At 45.3% G+C, this 18289-nt stretch carries 14 protein-coding genes, 3 tRNA genes and 1 rRNA gene (1 of these 18 running past the window's edge); all 18 read right to left on the reverse strand.

Annotated elements, in window-relative coordinates:
* Positions 1–429, reverse strand: a 16S ribosomal RNA gene (locus tag CCC71_RS09790); it reaches 1134 nt to the left of the window's first position.
* Between the two features lie 421 nt (positions 430–850).
* Positions 851–926: transfer RNA gene (locus CCC71_RS09795), tRNA-Lys, on the reverse strand.
* A gap of 6 nt (positions 927–932) precedes the next feature.
* Positions 933–1007: transfer RNA gene (locus CCC71_RS09800), tRNA-Gln, on the reverse strand.
* A 3-nt stretch (positions 1008–1010) separates the two neighbouring features.
* A tRNA-His gene (locus tag CCC71_RS09805) sits at positions 1011–1086 on the reverse strand.
* Positions 1087–1181: 95 nt separating this feature from the next.
* Positions 1182–2021, reverse strand: coding sequence for a polyamine aminopropyltransferase (speE, locus tag CCC71_RS09810; protein ID WP_021840764.1), 840 nt, complete (start codon positions 2019–2021; stop codon positions 1182–1184).
* Between the two features lie 177 nt (positions 2022–2198).
* On the reverse strand, positions 2199–2831 hold the full coding sequence (locus CCC71_RS09815; RefSeq protein ID WP_021840763.1) for a hypothetical protein: 633 nt from the start codon (positions 2829–2831) through the stop codon (positions 2199–2201).
* 89 nt (positions 2832–2920) lie between these two features.
* Entirely contained in the window at positions 2921–3352 is a 432-nt protein-coding gene (locus tag CCC71_RS09820) for a peptidylprolyl isomerase (protein WP_021840762.1), read from the reverse strand.
* A gap of 1 nt (position 3353) precedes the next feature.
* Complete coding sequence (locus tag CCC71_RS09825) at positions 3354–4055, reverse strand: tRNA threonylcarbamoyladenosine dehydratase (RefSeq protein WP_021840761.1); 702 nt, start codon at positions 4053–4055, stop codon at positions 3354–3356.
* A gap of 211 nt (positions 4056–4266) precedes the next feature.
* On the reverse strand, positions 4267–4638 hold the full coding sequence (locus CCC71_RS09830; protein ID WP_021840760.1) for a VOC family protein: 372 nt from the start codon (positions 4636–4638) through the stop codon (positions 4267–4269).
* Positions 4639–4849: 211 nt separating this feature from the next.
* A complete protein-coding gene (locus CCC71_RS09835) occupies positions 4850–7933 on the reverse strand; it encodes an AAA family ATPase (protein WP_156704813.1) in 3084 nt (1027 codons plus the stop codon).
* 1 nt (position 7934) lies between these two features.
* Positions 7935–9116 carry an exonuclease SbcCD subunit D gene (locus CCC71_RS09840; RefSeq protein WP_021840758.1) on the reverse strand — a complete coding sequence of 394 codons (1182 nt, stop codon included), beginning with the start codon at positions 9114–9116 and terminating at the stop codon, positions 7935–7937.
* A gap of 89 nt (positions 9117–9205) precedes the next feature.
* Positions 9206–10042: a deoxyribonuclease IV gene (locus tag CCC71_RS09845; protein WP_021840757.1), complete on the reverse strand. Its 837-nt coding sequence runs from the start codon at positions 10040–10042 to the stop codon at positions 9206–9208.
* 228 nt (positions 10043–10270) lie between these two features.
* A complete protein-coding gene (locus CCC71_RS09850; protein ID WP_021840756.1) occupies positions 10271–10690 on the reverse strand; it encodes a Fur family transcriptional regulator in 420 nt (139 codons plus the stop codon).
* A 187-nt stretch (positions 10691–10877) separates the two neighbouring features.
* Entirely contained in the window at positions 10878–12449 is a 1572-nt protein-coding gene (locus tag CCC71_RS09855) for a DEAD/DEAH box helicase (protein WP_295827967.1), read from the reverse strand.
* Between the two features lie 147 nt (positions 12450–12596).
* A complete protein-coding gene (locus tag CCC71_RS09860) occupies positions 12597–15104 on the reverse strand; it encodes a Tex family protein (RefSeq protein ID WP_296333539.1) in 2508 nt (835 codons plus the stop codon).
* Between the two features lie 3 nt (positions 15105–15107).
* A complete protein-coding gene (locus CCC71_RS09865; RefSeq protein WP_021840753.1) occupies positions 15108–15599 on the reverse strand; it encodes a dihydrofolate reductase in 492 nt (163 codons plus the stop codon).
* Complete coding sequence (locus CCC71_RS09870; RefSeq protein ID WP_021840752.1) at positions 15599–16390, reverse strand: thymidylate synthase; 792 nt, start codon at positions 16388–16390, stop codon at positions 15599–15601. The genes CCC71_RS09865 and CCC71_RS09870 overlap by 1 nt, the downstream gene beginning before the upstream one ends.
* Before the next feature lie 11 nt (positions 16391–16401).
* Positions 16402–18216, reverse strand: coding sequence for a DNA helicase RecQ (gene recQ / locus CCC71_RS09875; protein WP_296333541.1), 1815 nt, complete (start codon positions 18214–18216; stop codon positions 16402–16404).
* Positions 18217–18289: the final 73 nt, after the last annotated feature.

Genomic DNA, 18289 nt, shown 5'->3' on the forward strand with positions numbered 1-18289 from the left:
CACTCACGCGGCGTTGCTCCGTCAGACTTTCGTCCATTGCGGAAGATTCCCCACTGCTGCCTCCCGTAGGAGTTTGGGCCGTGTCTCAGTCCCAATGTGGCCGTTCATCCTCTCAGACCGGCTACTGATCATTGCCTTGGTGGGCCGTTACCCCTCCAACTAGCTAATCAGACGCAACCCCCTCCTTCAGCGATAGCTTATAAATAGAGGCCACCTTTCAATGAGCTTCGATGCCGAAGTTCATTCGCACGCGGTATTAGCAACGGTTTCCCGTTGTTATCCCCCTCTGAAGGGCAGGTTGGTTACGCGTTACTCACCCGTTCGCCACTAAGATCGATAGAAGCAAGCTTCCATCTCTCTCCGTTCGACTTGCATGTGTTAAGCACGCCGCCAGCGTTCGTCCTGAGCCAGGATCAAACTCTCCAAGATATCTTGGAGCTATTTGCTAGCTCGTTTTTGTTGTTGTCTCTAACCAAAGTTAGTGACTAGAATTTATTTGGTTGGTTTCAACGTTGTCGAAACCCGCACTCTGGCTATGTTCATTTCATTAAAAATGATTACCTTATATTGTTCAGTTTTCAAAGATCTGCGTGTCAGGTTTTTTAACTTTCATCGCCTGACGACTTAATCATTCTATCAGTGATAGAGGATTATGTCAACCACTTTTTTACAACTTTTTTACTATTTTTACACCACTAGCCGAAAAGCCGCATAAAATAAGGCTTTACAGTTTAATTACAGTGTTCGTCACTCAGGCATCCCCAAGATAACTGTTAATAGTTTCATTAGCTGTTGTAACAAGCTGTTAAAGATAGAGAAAAAGCATCGTCGCAATGACGATGCTTTTAAATGGTGACTCATCCGCGACTCGAACGCGGGACACCCTGATTAAAAGTCAGGTGCTCTACCAACTGAGCTAATGAGTCATGCAATGGCAGGGGCGGCTGGGATCGAACCAGCGCATAATGGAGTCAAAGTCCATTGCCTTACCACTTGGCGACGCCCCTAAGTGGGGTGAGTAGTGGGGATCGAACCCACGCGTAACGGAGCCACAATCCGCCGTGTTAACCGCTTCACCATACCCACCACTGTGGAACATACAGAGGAAAGTATCCCCCGTAACGAATGATATTGTATCATTCTCCGAGGGATACTGTCAACTATTATTTTTAATTAACTAGTTATTTTTTGATTAAATAATCTTTTACAAAATTAGGCAATGCAAATGCCGCCTTTTGTATCCCCTCATTATAGTATTTAGTTGTAAACGTCTGTTCACGATTAGCTTCCCATGTTAATGGGTCATATTTCTTCGAACCCATAGTGAAGCAATGCATCCCGGTTGGATAGATTGGAATAAACGCCGTATAAAGACGGGCAATCGGGAAGTGATTCGAAACATAGCCGAATACTTTTTCAACCAGCGGCTGATGCATCATAGGTGATTCAGTTTGTTGCACAAAAAGACCATCTTCTTTTAAAGCCTTATACGTATTGGCATAGAATTCATCGGTAAATAAACCTTCCCCCGGTCCGATTGGGTCGGAGCAATCTACGATGATTACGTCGTATTTATTTTCAGCCTCAGCCATAAAACCAATGCCGTCACCAATAGTTACTGTGAGTTTTGGATCTTTGCGAATCATGGCATCGGCAATGGTCGGCAAATATTCTTTGGCAAGCTCTACTACTTTGCCGTCAATTTCAATCATGGTTACGGTTTCAACGCAATCATGGCGTACGCATTCTCTGGCTACACCACCGTCACCGCCGCCGATGATCAAAACATGTTTTGGGTTCGGATGCAAGAACAAAGGAACATGGGACATCATTTCATGATAGATAAACTCTTCCCGCTCCGATGCTTGGAACACGCCATCCAAGGACAACATAGTGCCATATTCTAAGCTGTGAACCACTTCAATTTTCTGAAATTCCGATTGTCCGGAATATAAAACTTTATCGATTTCTGCGCTCAATTTCAAATGAGCGGACTGATTTTCTGTAATCCAATCTGCCATTGGTAACCTCCTAATCGATTAACAAGCACTAATCCTACCAAATCAGTGAATACAAATTTGAAAACTCCACCCCTTAATAATTGCAAGCTGCCTTCGTAACCACAATCATACTCGGCAATCATAGCCGGACTTGATATTCACAAGCACCCCTTGATAATTGCAGCTTTCTATAGCCAATTACTGTTGCTTACGTACGGCATAGGCGAAACCGCCGCCCAACATGGTATCTTGTAACCATCTTTTCAGTGAAAAAATGCGTTCAATTTCTTCATCGTATACTACGCAACGCACATCATCATTGTTTTCCGTCAATTTTACGATAGGAACCCAATGCCATGTGGACAAGCCTTTTTCATTACCGCGATGACGATTCAAAAAAGCAACCGGCGAATCACTGCCGAGCCCCTGTTTAATAAAGTTTACTACCTGCTGCAACGGTTGACGACATACAGCAAAGGGGTAAACCCCCATCATCTTCACGGTGTAAGGCAATTCTTTCTTTTCACAATAGTCATTCAGACCTTCCTGAAACCACTGTGTTTTATACAAACCGCCACCGATGCGGGGACGCACATATTGAAACAATTCTTCCATGCGCTTTAAAGCAGCTTCGCCATCATTACTGGTCGTACTATCGAGCAAACCGTCCCGGAACTGCACGTAGCTGATTACCTGTGTAGCCGTCGTCGGGCCGCACCCGGATAAACGCTGCCAATCATCATGATACCATTCTTGGTTATAACCGTAAGAAAAACGGCCGTCTTTTTTCACCTGCAACCATTCAGGATGTTTGAGTGTCAAACTCTCCATATATTACTCAATCCTCTATTACATCAACTTGATTTAACATATAAAATTATTGTAATAGTGACCTTCTATACATAGACCTACGATTAAGCTTAGTCTTCTACAACTTCAACCTTAACCATACGGTCGCCTTGCTGAATGCCATCTACTACATCCATACCTTCAATTACTTTACCAAATACAGTGTGAACACCATCCAAATGAGGTTGTGGTTCATACACGATAAAGAACTGACTGCCCCCTGTATTCGGACCGCGGTGAGCCATGGACAAGGCACCGCGTTCATGTTTGTGCGGATTACCGATTAATTCATCTTTAATGGTGTAACCGGGACCACCCGTACCGTTGCCGTTAGGACAACCACCTTGGGCTACGAAGCCCGGAATTACACGATGAAATGTAAGGCCGTCATAAAAACCTTCTTTGATTAATTTTTCAAAATTAGCAACCGTACCCGGTGCTTCTTTTGCAAATAATTCAATCGTAATATCGCCTTTTTCCATATGGATAATCGCTTTTTTCATGCTATTCTACCTCCAACAATGTACGCAGTACATAACTCGACAACATAAGACCCGCTACGGATGGTACGAAACCGCAAGAGCCGGGACTGCGTGAATCGTCATCACGAGTCGGCGTCATCGGCTTTTCAGTGGAAAAAACTACGGTCTGTTTCTTGATTCCGCGTTTGCGCAATTCGCGGCGAATAACTTTGGCCAAAGGACAGGTGTGAGTTTTGCTGATATCAGAAATGCGAAGTAATCCCGGATGCATCTTATTACCCGTGCCCATTGACGAAATACAAGGAATACCTAATTCCTGACAGTTTTCAATAATCGCCAATTTAGCCGTTACCATGTCAATCGCATCGATTACAAAATCTACCTTAATGTCCTTGATAAAATCAGGATACGCTTCCTTGGTATATACGATATCGTAAGTATCTACCTGCATATCAGGTCGAATCGACAAAGCGCGCTCTTTGGCCACTTCAACCTTACGACGACCGATAGTTTCCTGCGTCGCAATAAGCTGACGGTTCAAATTACTTACCGTAACTTTATCGCCGTCAATCAAAACTAAACGACCGATACCGGTGCGCACTAATGCTTCCATGGCAAAACCGCCTACACCGCCGCAACCAAACAAGGCTACCGATTTAGTACCCAAATTTTCTAATTTTTCTTTTCCTACCAGCCATTCTAAGCGGGTAAACATGTGTTCCATTCAAATCTCCCATCAATAATACACTTTTTACTGACTGCCACCAAAGTGACTACTACAAGCTGCCGCTCTTAGGCAACAGCGTTTTAAAAATAAGTTGGCGCTAATATATTTTCGTCAAAAACCGCATCATAGAGTACGAATTCAACGATTCACAAATTAGCGCTTCAACCATTATACCGCAAATTAACGAAATAACTACTATTACTTCTAATTAACGAGTTGCCGGAATTACTTCCAACCAATAACCATCCGGATCGGCAATGAAGTAAATGCCCATGTTAGGGTTTTCATACACAACACAACCCATTTCTTTGTGTTTTTTGAAAGCCCCTTCATAATCATCAACAACGAATGCCAAATGGAATTCGTTATCACCTAAATTATACGGGCGATCCCAATCACGTAACCATGTCAATTCCAACTGATGATTACTGCTGCCGTCTTCCAAATATACGATTTTAAAAGAACCGTCAGCCGGCTCAATGCGACGACCCGGTTTTAAACCTAAAGCGTCTTCGTAAAATTTAATGCTTTTATCTAAATCACGAACATTAAAATTATTATGTACCATTGTAAATTTCATGTTTGTAATCTCCTCTCATCACATAAAAAGTCATACGAACTTATTTAATTTTCTATTTCAAAGTTTACTGCTCAAAATATTTAATACTGCTATTTAATAGTATCATAAATCTCGATATATTGCTATATGATGAAGTAACAATATGACAAACTACTATATGATGTATCACTTTCAACACGCATAGGGCTACCCATTTTCTTCGCCCGTATATCTACGGTACTAAAAAGTGAGCCGTACTGCCCTTATTGGTAGCTTCCACAACCAAATGGGCCGGTATGCGCCCCTTCAATTCAGGCACATGAGAAATAATACCAACCAGGCGACCCGATTTTTGCAATTCCACCAAGGTTTCCATGGCAATATCGAGCGTATCCGGATCCAAAGTCCCAAAGCCTTCATCAATGAAAATCGTATCCAAGTGAATCCCACCGGCATAGGCTTGAATAATATCGGCTAAACCCATAGCCAGCGACAAAGAAGCAAGGAAGGTTTCACCGCCGGACAAGGTATTAGCCGGCCGTTCATAACCCGTATAGGTATCGAGCACCGACAGATCAAGGCCACGATGGCCGCGACTGACACTGTCCGCCTGAGCGCGTCGCAATTCATAGCGCCCTCGGCTCATCTGACGTAGCCGCACATTGGCGGCTACCACCACTTCTTCCAAAATAGCCCCCAATACATAGCGTTCAAAGGTTACCCCTTTTTGCCCGGCATTGCCGCCATTAGCAAGCTCATAGAGATTATTAATAAACGTAAATCGTTCGGTTATCGCCGCATTATCGGCCACTAATTTACTGTATTCGGCTAAAACTTCCTCGAGATGACGAACCGTCTCCGCTGCCTTCGTTTCGTTACGCACAGCATTTTCATAGATGACTGATGCTTCGTCCTTCATTTCTTTCGTTACAACCATGGACGGTTCTGCCAACGACGCCAAATCATTGGAAGCCGCCGTCAGCAAAGTTTGTACGCGGTCCACTGCCGCATCATAATTCTTGACAGTTGTTACGAATTCCGTCTTGCGTGCCACCATCGGCCGAAGCTCCAACAAATCAGCGTCACTCAATTTCGACCGGCGAAGTTCCGCTTCAATCTCTTGATCTTTAACCGTAACCTCGTGCATCGTTTCCCGTTGCTGTTTTTCTAAATTTATAATAGTCGTTTCATTTGAGCTCTTGGCCTGTAAATAATCCCGCTCCGCTTCTTCAAATTGAAGCTGTTCCTTTTCAAAAGTGGCGAGCCACGTCTCTTTAGCTTGTAATTCTTTCGCCCAAGAAACCTTATCTATCGCTTTTACCGCCTCTTGATGAAGAGCCAAACCTTCCTGCTTGCCTACGAGCTTCGTGCGCGCATCCTGATAGCTTGTTTCTTTCTCTTTCAATTCTATGCGAATGGTCTCGATAGTATTATTTAAAACTGCAAGGGTATCATTCAATTGTGTGACTTTCTTCTCTTTTACGGCTAAGGCTTGACTACGCTGATTCAGAATAGTTTTAACACTGTCCGCTTCTGCCAAAAACTCACAAGCAACCGTTGATTTTATATCTATATCACTATGTTCAGCCAACCAGGCTGCTATAGCCCTTTCACTTTCTTTGACCGCCTCATCGGCACGAGTCCATTGCTCGGCAGCCGCGCTCTGTCGTTCCGCCCGGGCGGATGTTTCTTGTAACGCTTTACTATACGCTTTTTCCGCGTTCATCATGGCTTCTTCCGAGTATTCATCAGGCAAAACCGCTTTGTGAGGATGGTCCGTAGATCCGCAAACCGGACAGGCTTCATGGGTCTTCAAAGCGACCGCTAATCCCGCTGCCGCAAATTGCCGGCACAGATTTTCCTGATGCGCTCGCTCCATGAAAGCTAATTCTTCCTGCTGCTTAGCTTCTTCATAGGCATGACGCGTGTTAGCCGCTTGTACTTTGGCCGCTGCCCGCTCTTCTATTAACTGCGTTGCTTTTTCACCCAGTTGAACAGCCGTCAAAACAGCCTCACGTTCCTTCATGAGTTGACTCTGATTACCTAAAGCCTTCCGAAGTTCTTCCACACTCTTACCGGTTGTATCCGCTTCTTCCAGCTTAGTTTTTAAAAGTTCATTCGCCGCCTTTACCGCCTTTTCCGCATTTTCAACGTCTTCCCCAAGCTGTTTTAATTCAGTCTGAAGTAAGGTGATAGCATCAAAATGCGCTTTAATCTCGCCGGCCTTGTGAATATCCAAACGATAGGTTTCACTCATAGGTTTACGCTCTGCCAAGGATGCCTTCGTAGCAGTTAGCGTCTCCCCGGTTTTCAGGAGTGCCTCTTTATCGGTCCGCGCAGCTATTAAATCATCGGTAAGTTGCTGCTTTTTAGCTTCTAGTTTTGCCCGTTCCGTTTCTTTCTGAAAAATCGGCGTCACTTGTTCCAAACGCTCTATGATTTGTCGTGATCCATTAACAGATTCTGCTTGTTTCATCAAATCAGCGAGCTCCGCTTGTTTTTCATTAATGGTGGCGCCTAATGTTTGGCGCTTTTCCCCTAATTCATAGTCAGCCAAAATTTTTACCTGATTGGCTTGCGCCTCTGCCAGGATGCCGGCCGCTTTAGTTTGTTCCGCTTCGGCACTACTCAATTTTTCACGCAAATCTGTTTCAGTCTTTACGCCCTCTGTACTCAATAAATACCGTTGACGGTCCACCACCTCACGCGCCGATGCATATACTTTGTCATGTTCTTCTTTGAGCATGTCCTGCAAACGGGCATATATTTCAGTCCGAAAGAGACTGTGCATCAGCGTTTCACGCTCTGAAGTAGGGGCTACCAGGAGTTTACGAAATTCCCCTTGAGGCAGTAATACGACTTGCAAAAACTGTTCCGCTCTAAAGCCCAGAATCTCATGTACCTTTTCCTTAATATCATTGGCGCGACTGCTGAATTCCTGCCATTCGCCATCTTCTAAAACGGCTAATGACGCTACGGCAGCCTGCTCGCGAAAGCCTTCACCGCGTCGTTTCTTTACCTTTTGTTTCGGACACCGTTCAATCTTATATTGACCATCACCTACTGAAAACGTAAAGGTAACTTTCGTCAATGTTTCCGGTGAAGCGTAATCACTGCGCATGCTTGTGCCGCTGCGCAAACCGCCACTGGATTCGCCGAACAAAGCATAAACCATGGCATCTAGAATGCTTGTTTTACCGGCTCCTGTCGGCCCCGTAATAAGGAATAAACTTTCTTCTTTCAAATCAGCAAAGTCCAAGTGAACCGTATCCGCGTAAGGACCAAACGCCGTCATCGTTAAAGTTAAAGGTCTCATGTCAGTCCTCCTTAATCAAACGTTCCCAAAGAGAGTTCATAAATTCCTTCTCCTCGTCACTTAACGGCTCATTACGAACGGCCAAAGCAAAATCTTCAAATAATTCACGCTCTGATAATTCTTTATAATTTACGCGATTGTCGGCAGTCAGTTCCGCCTGCATACGGCCCGTAAGCTCCAAGGACATGGCGTATGGAAAAACGTCACGCAAGCGTGCCATGCCGTCAATAACCGGTTCCGTATCCGCCAGTTCAACTTGTAAATACGTATCTTTGTAAGTTTCATGAAGTGCCGTATCTTGCAAAATATCATTAAAATTGCCTTTAACAATGGCTACATCATGTTGCGCTTCGATACCAACCTGTTCAATTTGGCAGTGGCCCTTTGCATCCATATCAACAATGGTAAATGACTTATTATGATTCGCCTCATCAAAGGAATATTTTAATAGGGACCCGCTATAGCGAATGTTATCGGTCCCCATGCGTTGCGGCCGGTGAATATGTCCCAAGGCCGTATAATTAAACGGCGCAAATACGTCGACCCCCACATTAGCGGTACCGCCAATTACCAAAGGTCGTTCTGATTCACTGGTAATACTGCCGGCCACCATAGTATGAGCCATGCCGACCGTACGCATTCCTTGCGGCACGAGGCTACGCAAATAATCGGCCCAAGCCGCATAGGTTTCGCCATAGGCTACCGCGAGATTTTGCCACTCATCCAAACGCTGCTTCGCCGGAACCGTTTCCAATAAATTGGTCAAAACTGTGCGCGGTTCCGTAAATGGCATAGGACAAAAGGCAATCTCGCCATACCCGTCTTCCAAATAGAGGGGCTCTAAACTGCGGTCCATCCGCCCCCACACATGAACGTGTGATCTAGAATACAAATCACGGCCCATGTCGAGGCGCTCCGCACTGTCATGATTACCGCCGATAACCAGCGTCGGAATTTTATAATCCAAGGCCAACTTAGTAATCACCATATCCCATAATTCCACCGCTTCCACAGGCGGCACGGCGCGATCAAATACATCGCCCGCAATAACAACGGCATCTATCTTTGCGTCTTTCAGCAGCTTGAAAAATTGGTGCTCCAGTACATAGGCCTGGTCATTCGTAAGATGGCGGGCATAAAAAATTCGGCCTAAATGCCAATCACCGGTGTGTAATATCCGCATAGTATCCCTCTTCAAAACACGCTAAACACTGAATTTCTCTATAGGCTCCCTTTTTATAGAGATTTTGAAAAAACTAAACATCTTATACCTTACGCTTCTTTATAAACGCTGCGCAACAAGGCAATTTCCTTCGCATAACCATCCAATTCATTCGGTGTTTCCAAATAGAACGGTAAATTGCGCAGTGCCGGATGATTGATTACCTTCGTAATCGCCTCCAAACCGATATGACCTTCACCGATTTTTTCATGACGGTCTTTATGGGCACCCCGCGGATTTTTAGAATCATTCAAATGAATGGCATGTAAACGGTCGAGACCGACGATTTTGTCAAAAGATTCCATAACACCATCCAAGTCGCCGATAATATCATAATCCCCTTCGTGAATATGGCAGGTATCCATGCAGACACCGATATAATCTTTCAACTTCACGCCATCAATGATTCGGGCAATTTCTTCAAAGGTGCGCCCCACTTCAGTCCCTTTGCCGGCCATAGTTTCTAACAATACGGTAGTGTGCATGCCTTCAAACATGACTTCATTGAGGGCTTCCACAATATATTCAATGCCCTGATCAACACCTTGTTTGACATGGCTGCCGGGATGAAAATTATATAATTGATTCGGCAAAAATTCCAAACGCTCTAAATCTTCGCGCATCATGTTTTTAGCAAACTGACGCAGGGACGGATCCGCAGCACAAGCATTTAACGTATACGGTGCATGACCTAAAATTTTGCCGAAGTTATGCTCCGCCATAAAAGCTTCCAATGCTTTCATATCCGCTTCGTCAAACGTGCGGGCCTTGCCGCCGCGCGGATTGCGTGTAAAGTACTGAAATGTATTGGCCCCAAGGCTTAAAGCCTCTTTACCCATATGTAAATAGCCTTTGCTGATCGATAAATGACATCCGATAGTTAACATTGAACGCTCCTTTATTTTAAATCTATTTAATAATTAAAATTACAATTTTACAATTTATAGTACAACGGCCTAAAATTCCGCCGCGAGTATACAGTATATAATTTAACACCGATACTTTTATTATATAACAAATTACTGATTACTTGCCTAAATCCTAAGTTCACAGCCAAACATTGACAGCCATCCTATATTTTAACAACAAAAAAAGAGCCTTGCGGCTCTTTTTGTTTAATGGGTTCCTTTACGCAAACAGTCAGGGCAAATACCTTCAAACGTAATTTGCTGGCCGGTCACTTTGTAGTGACTCAATGCTTCGACTTCAGCTAAGGTATCTTCCATATTCATATCGTGCAAATCATCAACGCGATTACATACGCTGCAACGCATATGAGGGTGGTTATGAGTATCCCAGTCATAGCGGCTGGAATCATCACCAATATCAAGAACTTTTACAAGACCGATTTTTTCAAAAATTTCCATCGTCTTATATACGGTTGCTAAACTCATGGTAGGATGATCTTGGCGTAAACTCTGATAAATCATTTCCGCCGTTGGATGCTCATTTTGACCATAAAGCACTTGGTAAATCGCAATACGTTGAGGGGTTACTTTGTAACCTTCGGAACGCAGTTTTTGTGCAATATCCATAGCAATCAATCCTCTCTCCACTCGGATTTAAAAGTGTTTCGTGCAACTCTGCACGTTGCCTGTAGCTAAGTTGCTTTAACTAGAATATCAATTCTAACCAATAACAATTATTGGTTAAGTAATTATAGCAAATTTAGTATACTTTGGCAAGATAACCGCTCATCAAATCTAATTATATATGGTAGGATTAGTCTTTGAAGTACGGTTTAAAGGCACCGCTCTTATGTGCTTCCTGACCACCGCGACGGTCTTGGCCTTCCGGATTGCGGCGTTTGGAACGATTGCCGCCGGCACGACGGGAATCATCACGACCACTGCGGTCACGGAAACTGCGTTCACCATTGCGGCGATCACCGCGACGGTCGGAACTGCGAGAGCTGCGTTGACCATCACGACGACGGCCGTCTTTACCGAAAGAGCGTTTTTTACGAACCCGTAAAGGTGCTTCTTCGGTGATATTTACCGGTGTCGTATCCGGTTCTTTAGTCAATAACTTAATAGCGGCCGCTACCAACGTTACGGAATCCAAATCATTCAATAATTCTTCCGCACTGGCACGATATTCTTTAAGGTTTTCCGTATCATCAGCCATATTGATTAAGCTCTGAACGGCTAATTTCTGTTGACCTTCCAATACTTCGCCTAAAGACGGGGCTTTACGACGAGCAATTTTACGTTTAGTCAAACGTTCAATAGCGTGTAAATGTTCCATTTCACGAGGAATAACGAACGTGTTCGCCATCCCTGCTTTACCGGCACGACCGGTACGGCCTACACGGTGAACATAGCTTTCAGGGTCTTGCGGTAAGTCATAGTTATATACATGAGTTACACCGCTGATATCGAGACCACGAGCAGCTACGTCGGTAGCTACCAAGATATCGATAGTCCCTTCACGGAACTGACGAATTACGCTGTCACGTTTCTGCTGGGATAAATCACCATGAATACCTTCAGCCATGTAACCGCGTTTTTTCAAACCTTCCGTTACTTCGTCAACACGGCGTTTCGTACGACCGAATACGATGGCAAGGTCAGGTGCCTGCATGTCGAGTAAGCGACAAAGTAAATCGAACTTCTGACGATCCTGTACTTCGATGTAGTACTGTTCGATTAAGTCCATAGTAACCTGCGTCGGTTTCATGCGAATGAGGCGCGGTTCTTTTAAATAGTTTTCAGCCAAAGTCTGGATGGCCGGCGGCATGGTGGCGGAGAACAATAATGTCTGACGTTGTTCCGGCACGGCTGCCAAAATTTTATTGATGTCATCGATGAAACCCATGTTAAGCATTTCATCCGCTTCATCGAGGACAATTACTTTTACGTTATCAAAATTGATGGATCCACGTTCCATGTGATCCATTAAACGACCCGGGGTTGCGACGATAATTTGAGGATTTTTGCGCAAGCTGCGGAATTGGCGCTGAATATCCTGACCGCCGTAGATAGGCAAGGCCTGGATATGAGTGTGCTGTGCCATTTTGTTGAGTTCTTCCGCTACTTGAATAGCCAATTCACGGGTTGGCGATAAAATTAAAACCTGTACGGCACGAAGATTTTCATCAACCTGTTCCAATGCAGGAATACCGAAAGCGGCAGTTTTACCGGTACCGGTCTGAGCCTGGCCAATCATGTCTAAGCCGCTCATTGCCACAGGAATTGCTTCCTTCTGAATCGGTGTAGGTTCTTCAAACCCCATATCATTTAAAGCCCGTAAAATGGGCTCGCTAATCTGTAATTCTTCAAATTTTTCAAGCATGAACTATATGAGTCCTCCTTATGTAAATCAATCTTATTTTCGTCTAATTTTCGTCGGCGCATTCTAATATTATATCACAAACAAAAGAAGATAACCAAATCAGAATCCCTATTTTTTCCAATTTGGTTATCTTTATGAAAAACTATCCTATTTTTTCTTACTATATACGATTGTTATATTGTTATTTTCAAACGGCGCCGGTTCATGGCGTTTTTGACGATTTTGGTTGTTGCGCCCGCCTCGATTATCGTTGCGATTGCGCCGGTCATCATTACGGCGGTTATGGCGCTCTCCTTGACGACCATCACGGTTATTAGCCGCATTACGATCCTGATTGCGTCCGTCACGACGATTATTGCGATTGCGATTTTCACCGCCTTGATTATCGCGGCGATTACCACGATTATCGCGATTGCGATTATTCTGCTGTGAATCATCACCGGCCGCTACGGCAGCCGCGGCTTTTTCTTTATCACGTAACCCCTTCATAGAGAGACCAATACGATTGCGTTTCGGCTCAACGGAAATAATTTCCGCTTCAATGATATCGCCTACAGCCAAGACATCGGACGGATGTTGGTCACGGCGACAGAATTCGCTGCGATGCAAGAGACCGTTAACTTTTAAACCGAAGTCAACGAAGGCGCCGAAATCTACCACATTGTGCACCGTCCCCTTTACAACGGTTCCCACCTTTACATCTTCCAAGCTCATGATGTGTTTACGCGTCATTGGCGCCGGCAAATCTTCACGTGGGTCGCGGCCCGGTTTTGCCAAAGCGTCCAAAATGTCGCGCACCGTCGGCACGCCGGCATCCAATTCTTTGGCAACTGTTTCCGCATCAACCAAGGCCAGCTTCGTATGGAAATCAGCCAGTTTCACTTTATCGTTTAAGTCCGCTAAGTTGTAACCCAAATTCTTAATGATTGTTTCCGCCAACTCATAGGATTCCGGATGAACCGGCGTATTATCGAGCGGATTGTCGCTGTCCTTAATGCGTAAGAACCCGGCACATTGCGTAAAGGCCGCCGGTCCCAAGCGTTTAACTTTTAACAATTCTTTGCGATTGTGAAAAACACCGTTATCTTTACGATAAGTTACGATGTTGTTAGCTACGGCGCCGGAAATCCCTGCCACATGTTCCAAAATGGCCGGCGATGCCGTATTGAGTTCAACCCCCACATGGTTTACTACCGTTTCCACCACTTGGTCCAAAGTTTCACTCAATTGCTTCTGATTAACATCATGCTGGTACTGACCGACCCCGATGGATTTCGGGTCGATTTTAACAGATTCTGCCAACGGATCCTGTACACGACGAGCAATGGACACGGCGCCACGAATGGATACATCAAGATCCGGTAATTCTTCGATTGCCAATTTAGAAGCAGAATAAACGGAAGCCCCCGCTTCATTGGTAATGATATAGTGGCAGTCCAATTGTTCTTCTTCAATCAATTGGGAAACAAATTGTTCTGTTTCATAAGAAGCCGTACCGTTACCGATGGATAACAAAGTAACTTTCCATTTACGAATGCAGGCCGCCATATCTTTCTTAGCCGCTTCCTTACCGCGCTCACCGGATGTCAAATGATAAATGCCTTGGTCGAGCACATTCCCTTGCGCATCAATAACAGCCATTTTACAACCCATGCGATAGCCCGGATCGAGGCCCATAATTACATGGCCCGCCAACGGTGGCTGTAATAAGAGATTGCGAAGGTTGGTCCCGAATACCTTAATAGCCTGTTCATCGGCATTTTCCGTCAACGTCTTGCGAATTTCGCGCTCCATGGCCGGGAAGATAAGGCGTTTATACGCATCGGCCACCGCTATGGCTTTATATTCTTTTAAAGCCGCTACGCCCGTTTCCGGCATAGCCTTTACCATGTATTCGATATATTTTTCATCAGGTGCGGTCAAAGTTACTTTAAGAGCGCCTAATTTTTCACCGCGATTAATAGCCAAAATACGATGGGATGGCAACTGATGAATCGGCTCTTCATAGTCGGCATATTTCAAGAACACTTGACGCACTTCGTCGGTTTCCGCTGTTTCTTCATCCCCTACCATGACGGTTTTAACTTTGCCTTGGCGCCAGATGGCATCACGCAAATACGCACGAAAATCGGCACGGTCACTTACGTCTTCCGCCACAATGTCCATAGCGCCTTGCAAGGCTGCCTCGCTGTCAGGCACTTCTTCCGTTATGAACGGAGCCGTTAAGCTTTCAATCGTGCTCGTCGTATCCTCGGTAGTATCAGCCAGCATTAATTGTGCCAACGACTCTAACCCACGTTCACGAGCAATGGAGGCACGGGTACGCTTCTTAGGGCGATAGGGCAAATATAAATCTTCCAATTCCTGGAGCTTCATAGCCCCTTCGATAGCCGTGGCCAATTCAGGCGTCATTTTTTCCTGCTCCGTAATGGAACGGACAATTTCTTCACGGCGCTGTTCCAAATTGCGCAAATATTTAATGCGTTCTTCGATTTCACGAAGTTGCTCATCTTTTAATTCCCCCGTTTTTTCCTTACGATAACGGGCGATAAAAGGAACCGTGTTCCCTTCATCCAATAATTCAACGGCCACCTTTACCTGCCAAGGATTAACTCCTAATTCGGCCGCAATATATTGGGACATTTTTTCCAACATGAACTACTCCTTTCGACGATACGTTACAAAACTAAATGGCCATGGATTTTTCTCGTCCACTTCACCGGGAATTGATTCTACCACTTCAAAGGCATTCAAATCAATAGTCGGAAAATATGCATCCCCTTCAAACTCATGCTCGATTTCCGTAACATAGAGAACATCAGCATAAGGCATAAAGGATTCATACATTTGCGCCCCGCCGATGCAATAGGCTACATCGAGCTTAGCCGCTTCCGCCGCGGCCGCTTCCGGTGATGTAAATACGCGCACCCCTTCATAAGGCGGTACATAGTCAGTTTGACGCGTCACTACCCAATGTTCACGATTGGGGAGTAAAAACGGCAACGATTCCAAGGTCTTACGGCCCATGATGATAACATGACCGGTAGTCAGTTTTTTAAAATACTGCAAATCTTTCGGCAAATGCCAAATAAGCTGATTGTCTTTGCCAATCACATTATGCTTCGCCCGTGCCACGATCATCGCTAACATTATACGGCCACCTCCATCGGCAATTTTCCTAAATGCTCATACCCTTCCAGCTTCACATCATCAGCCGTGAAGTCATAAAAGTTTTGTACCTTATCATTAATCCATAAAGACGGTGCCGGTTTAGCTTCGTCTAAGCGAGCGAGTTGTGTCTTCAATGCTTCCACATGATTTTCATAAATGTGAGCGTTGTTGATAATATGGGTAAATTGCCCCGGTTTCAAACCGCTTACGTGAGCAATCATGTAGACGAGGGTGGCATATTGGGTCATATTAAACGGCACGCCGAGGCCCATGTCGCCGCTACGCTGTACGAGCATACAGTTCAAATGGTCACCTTCCACATCCCACAAAGTTTCATAAGCACAAGGTTGCAACGCCATATCCGGTAAATCTTCAATGTTCCACAAAGTTACAATCATGCGGCGGCTCTGCGGATCTTCCTTAATCATGCGGAGCAAATTATCCACCTGCTTGTATTTGGCCAACTGATAGCCGTACGCTTTGCCGATAGTGCCATCTTCACGCATCCATTCATCCCATACGTGAACGCCCATAGCTTGCAGTTCTTTCACATCATTGCTCTGCTTCTGCCAAATCCACAAGAGTTCTTTCACAGCTGTTTTGAACGCCACAAATTTAGTCGTCAAAATAGGGAATTCTTTGCTCAAATCGAATTGCATCATTTGGTGCGGCAATTTATACGTAGGAACGCCGGTACGGTTATTGGCATAATAACCATCCTTCAAAATGCGTTCCACAATCGCTAAGTATTGAGTATCTGCTGAACTCATGATAGTCTCCTTTAATCACTGAATGTACTGATTACTTTTAAAAAGGACAGCCCGAAGCGTTGTAGTTTCGCCTCGCCGATGCCTTTAATCTTATATAAATCCGCCAATGTTTGCGGTCTCATGGACGCCATGTCGATGAGTACCGTGTCGGGAAAAATCAAATACGGCGGCACTTTCAGCTGTTCGCTCAGCGTCTTGCGATGCTGGCGTAAGGCTTCAAATAAATTAGGCTTATTCGAGGCCCGCCGTTTCATGGTCATGCTGTTGCCGGTGCCGTCAGGCCGTACTTTTACTAGCTGACGGCGTACTTCGGTCACCTTGGCACTGCCGTCAAGCACTGCTTCGCCGGCCGGCGTAATGCTTAAAATCGGATATTTCCCGGTGGCACAATCGAGATAGCCAAGCGACGTAAATTGACGGATAAGGCCTTTTATTTCACGGTCATCCATATCTTCCAAGCGGCCGAACACGGGCAGTCTGTCATAGCCGTAACGAACAATGCGATCCGTCCGATTACCGGCTACAATGTCCGTAATCATAGCGGCTCCATACCGCTCTTCCGTATCGATGACGGCTTTAAAAATCGCTTTTGCTTCCTTTGTCAAATCGCGCAGCGCGCCTTTGTGTAAGCAAGAGCCGCAATTGTCGCAGCGCGTCCAGTTCACCGTTTCACCAAAGTAGTTAAGCATATACTTACGCAAACAATCCGTCGTAAAACAATAGTTAATCATCTGCTGCAATTTGCTCATTTCAATGCGGCGCCGCTCCGGTTCGTGCACCGATTCATTAATTAAATACTTGTGTATCATCACATCGCGGCCGCTATAGAGGAGCACACATTTTGACGGTGCCCCATCACGGCCCGCACGCCCCGCTTCCTGGTAGTAACTTTCCATGTTGCGGGGCATCTGGTAATGCAGTACATAACGCACATTACTCTTATCAATCCCCATGCCGAACGCACTGGTAGCCACCATGACGCGCACCTTATCGTAAGCATAGCGTTCCTGCTGCATCTTACGGATTTCATCACTGAGGCCTGCATGGTAATAACCGACTTCCACACCTCGTTTAGCCAATTCACCGTACACCGTTTCTACATCTTTACGGGTGGCGCAGTAAATGATACCGTTTGCCGCATCATGGTCCGCCACAAACTGCAGCACATATTGCAATTTATTCTGCGGTTGCACTACTTCAAAGGATAGATTCGGTCGGTCAAAACCGGTCACATGCACCGTGGCATTCGTTAGACCCAAGAGTCGCTTCATATCCGCTTCTACTTCGCGCGTGGCACTGGCTGTAAAGGCCCCGATTACCGGCCGCCGCGGCAGTTGTTCAATGAACGGTGCTATGAGCTGATAAGAAGGTCTGAAGTCATGCCCCCATTGCGATACACAGTGGGCTTCATCGATAATGACCTGATCAATGGGCAGTCCCTTGAGAAAGTTAATAAACCATTCCGAAGCCAATCGTTCCGGCGCCAAGTATAATATTTTAACCCGGCCCGCGCGCAAGGCCCGCATAACGTTAACGGACTCATCCTTATCTTGGGTACTGTTCAAATAAGCTGCGGGAATTTTTTGCATGCGCAAGCCGTCTACCTGGTCTTGCATCAAGGATATTAACGGTGAAAAAACAATGGTCAAGCCTCGTTTTAATATGGCGGGAATCTGAAAACAAATCGACTTCCCCGCACCGGTAGGCATGATGGCGAGCACATCTTTATTGGCCAGTAGCGAAGCTACCGGCACTTCTTGAGCCGGTCGAAACGACATATAGCCGAAATAATGGGCTAATGCTGCCTCCGCTGCTTTATGTGCCATGTCCGTTCACATCCTTTCTTTCGGGAATTATCACATCATATTATTTTAACATTTTTTGACAAAAAACACACCT

It is taken from the genome of Veillonella sp. LMAG:90 (assembly GCF_008679445.1).
Lineage (GTDB): Bacteria > Bacillota > Negativicutes > Veillonellales > Veillonellaceae > Veillonella_A.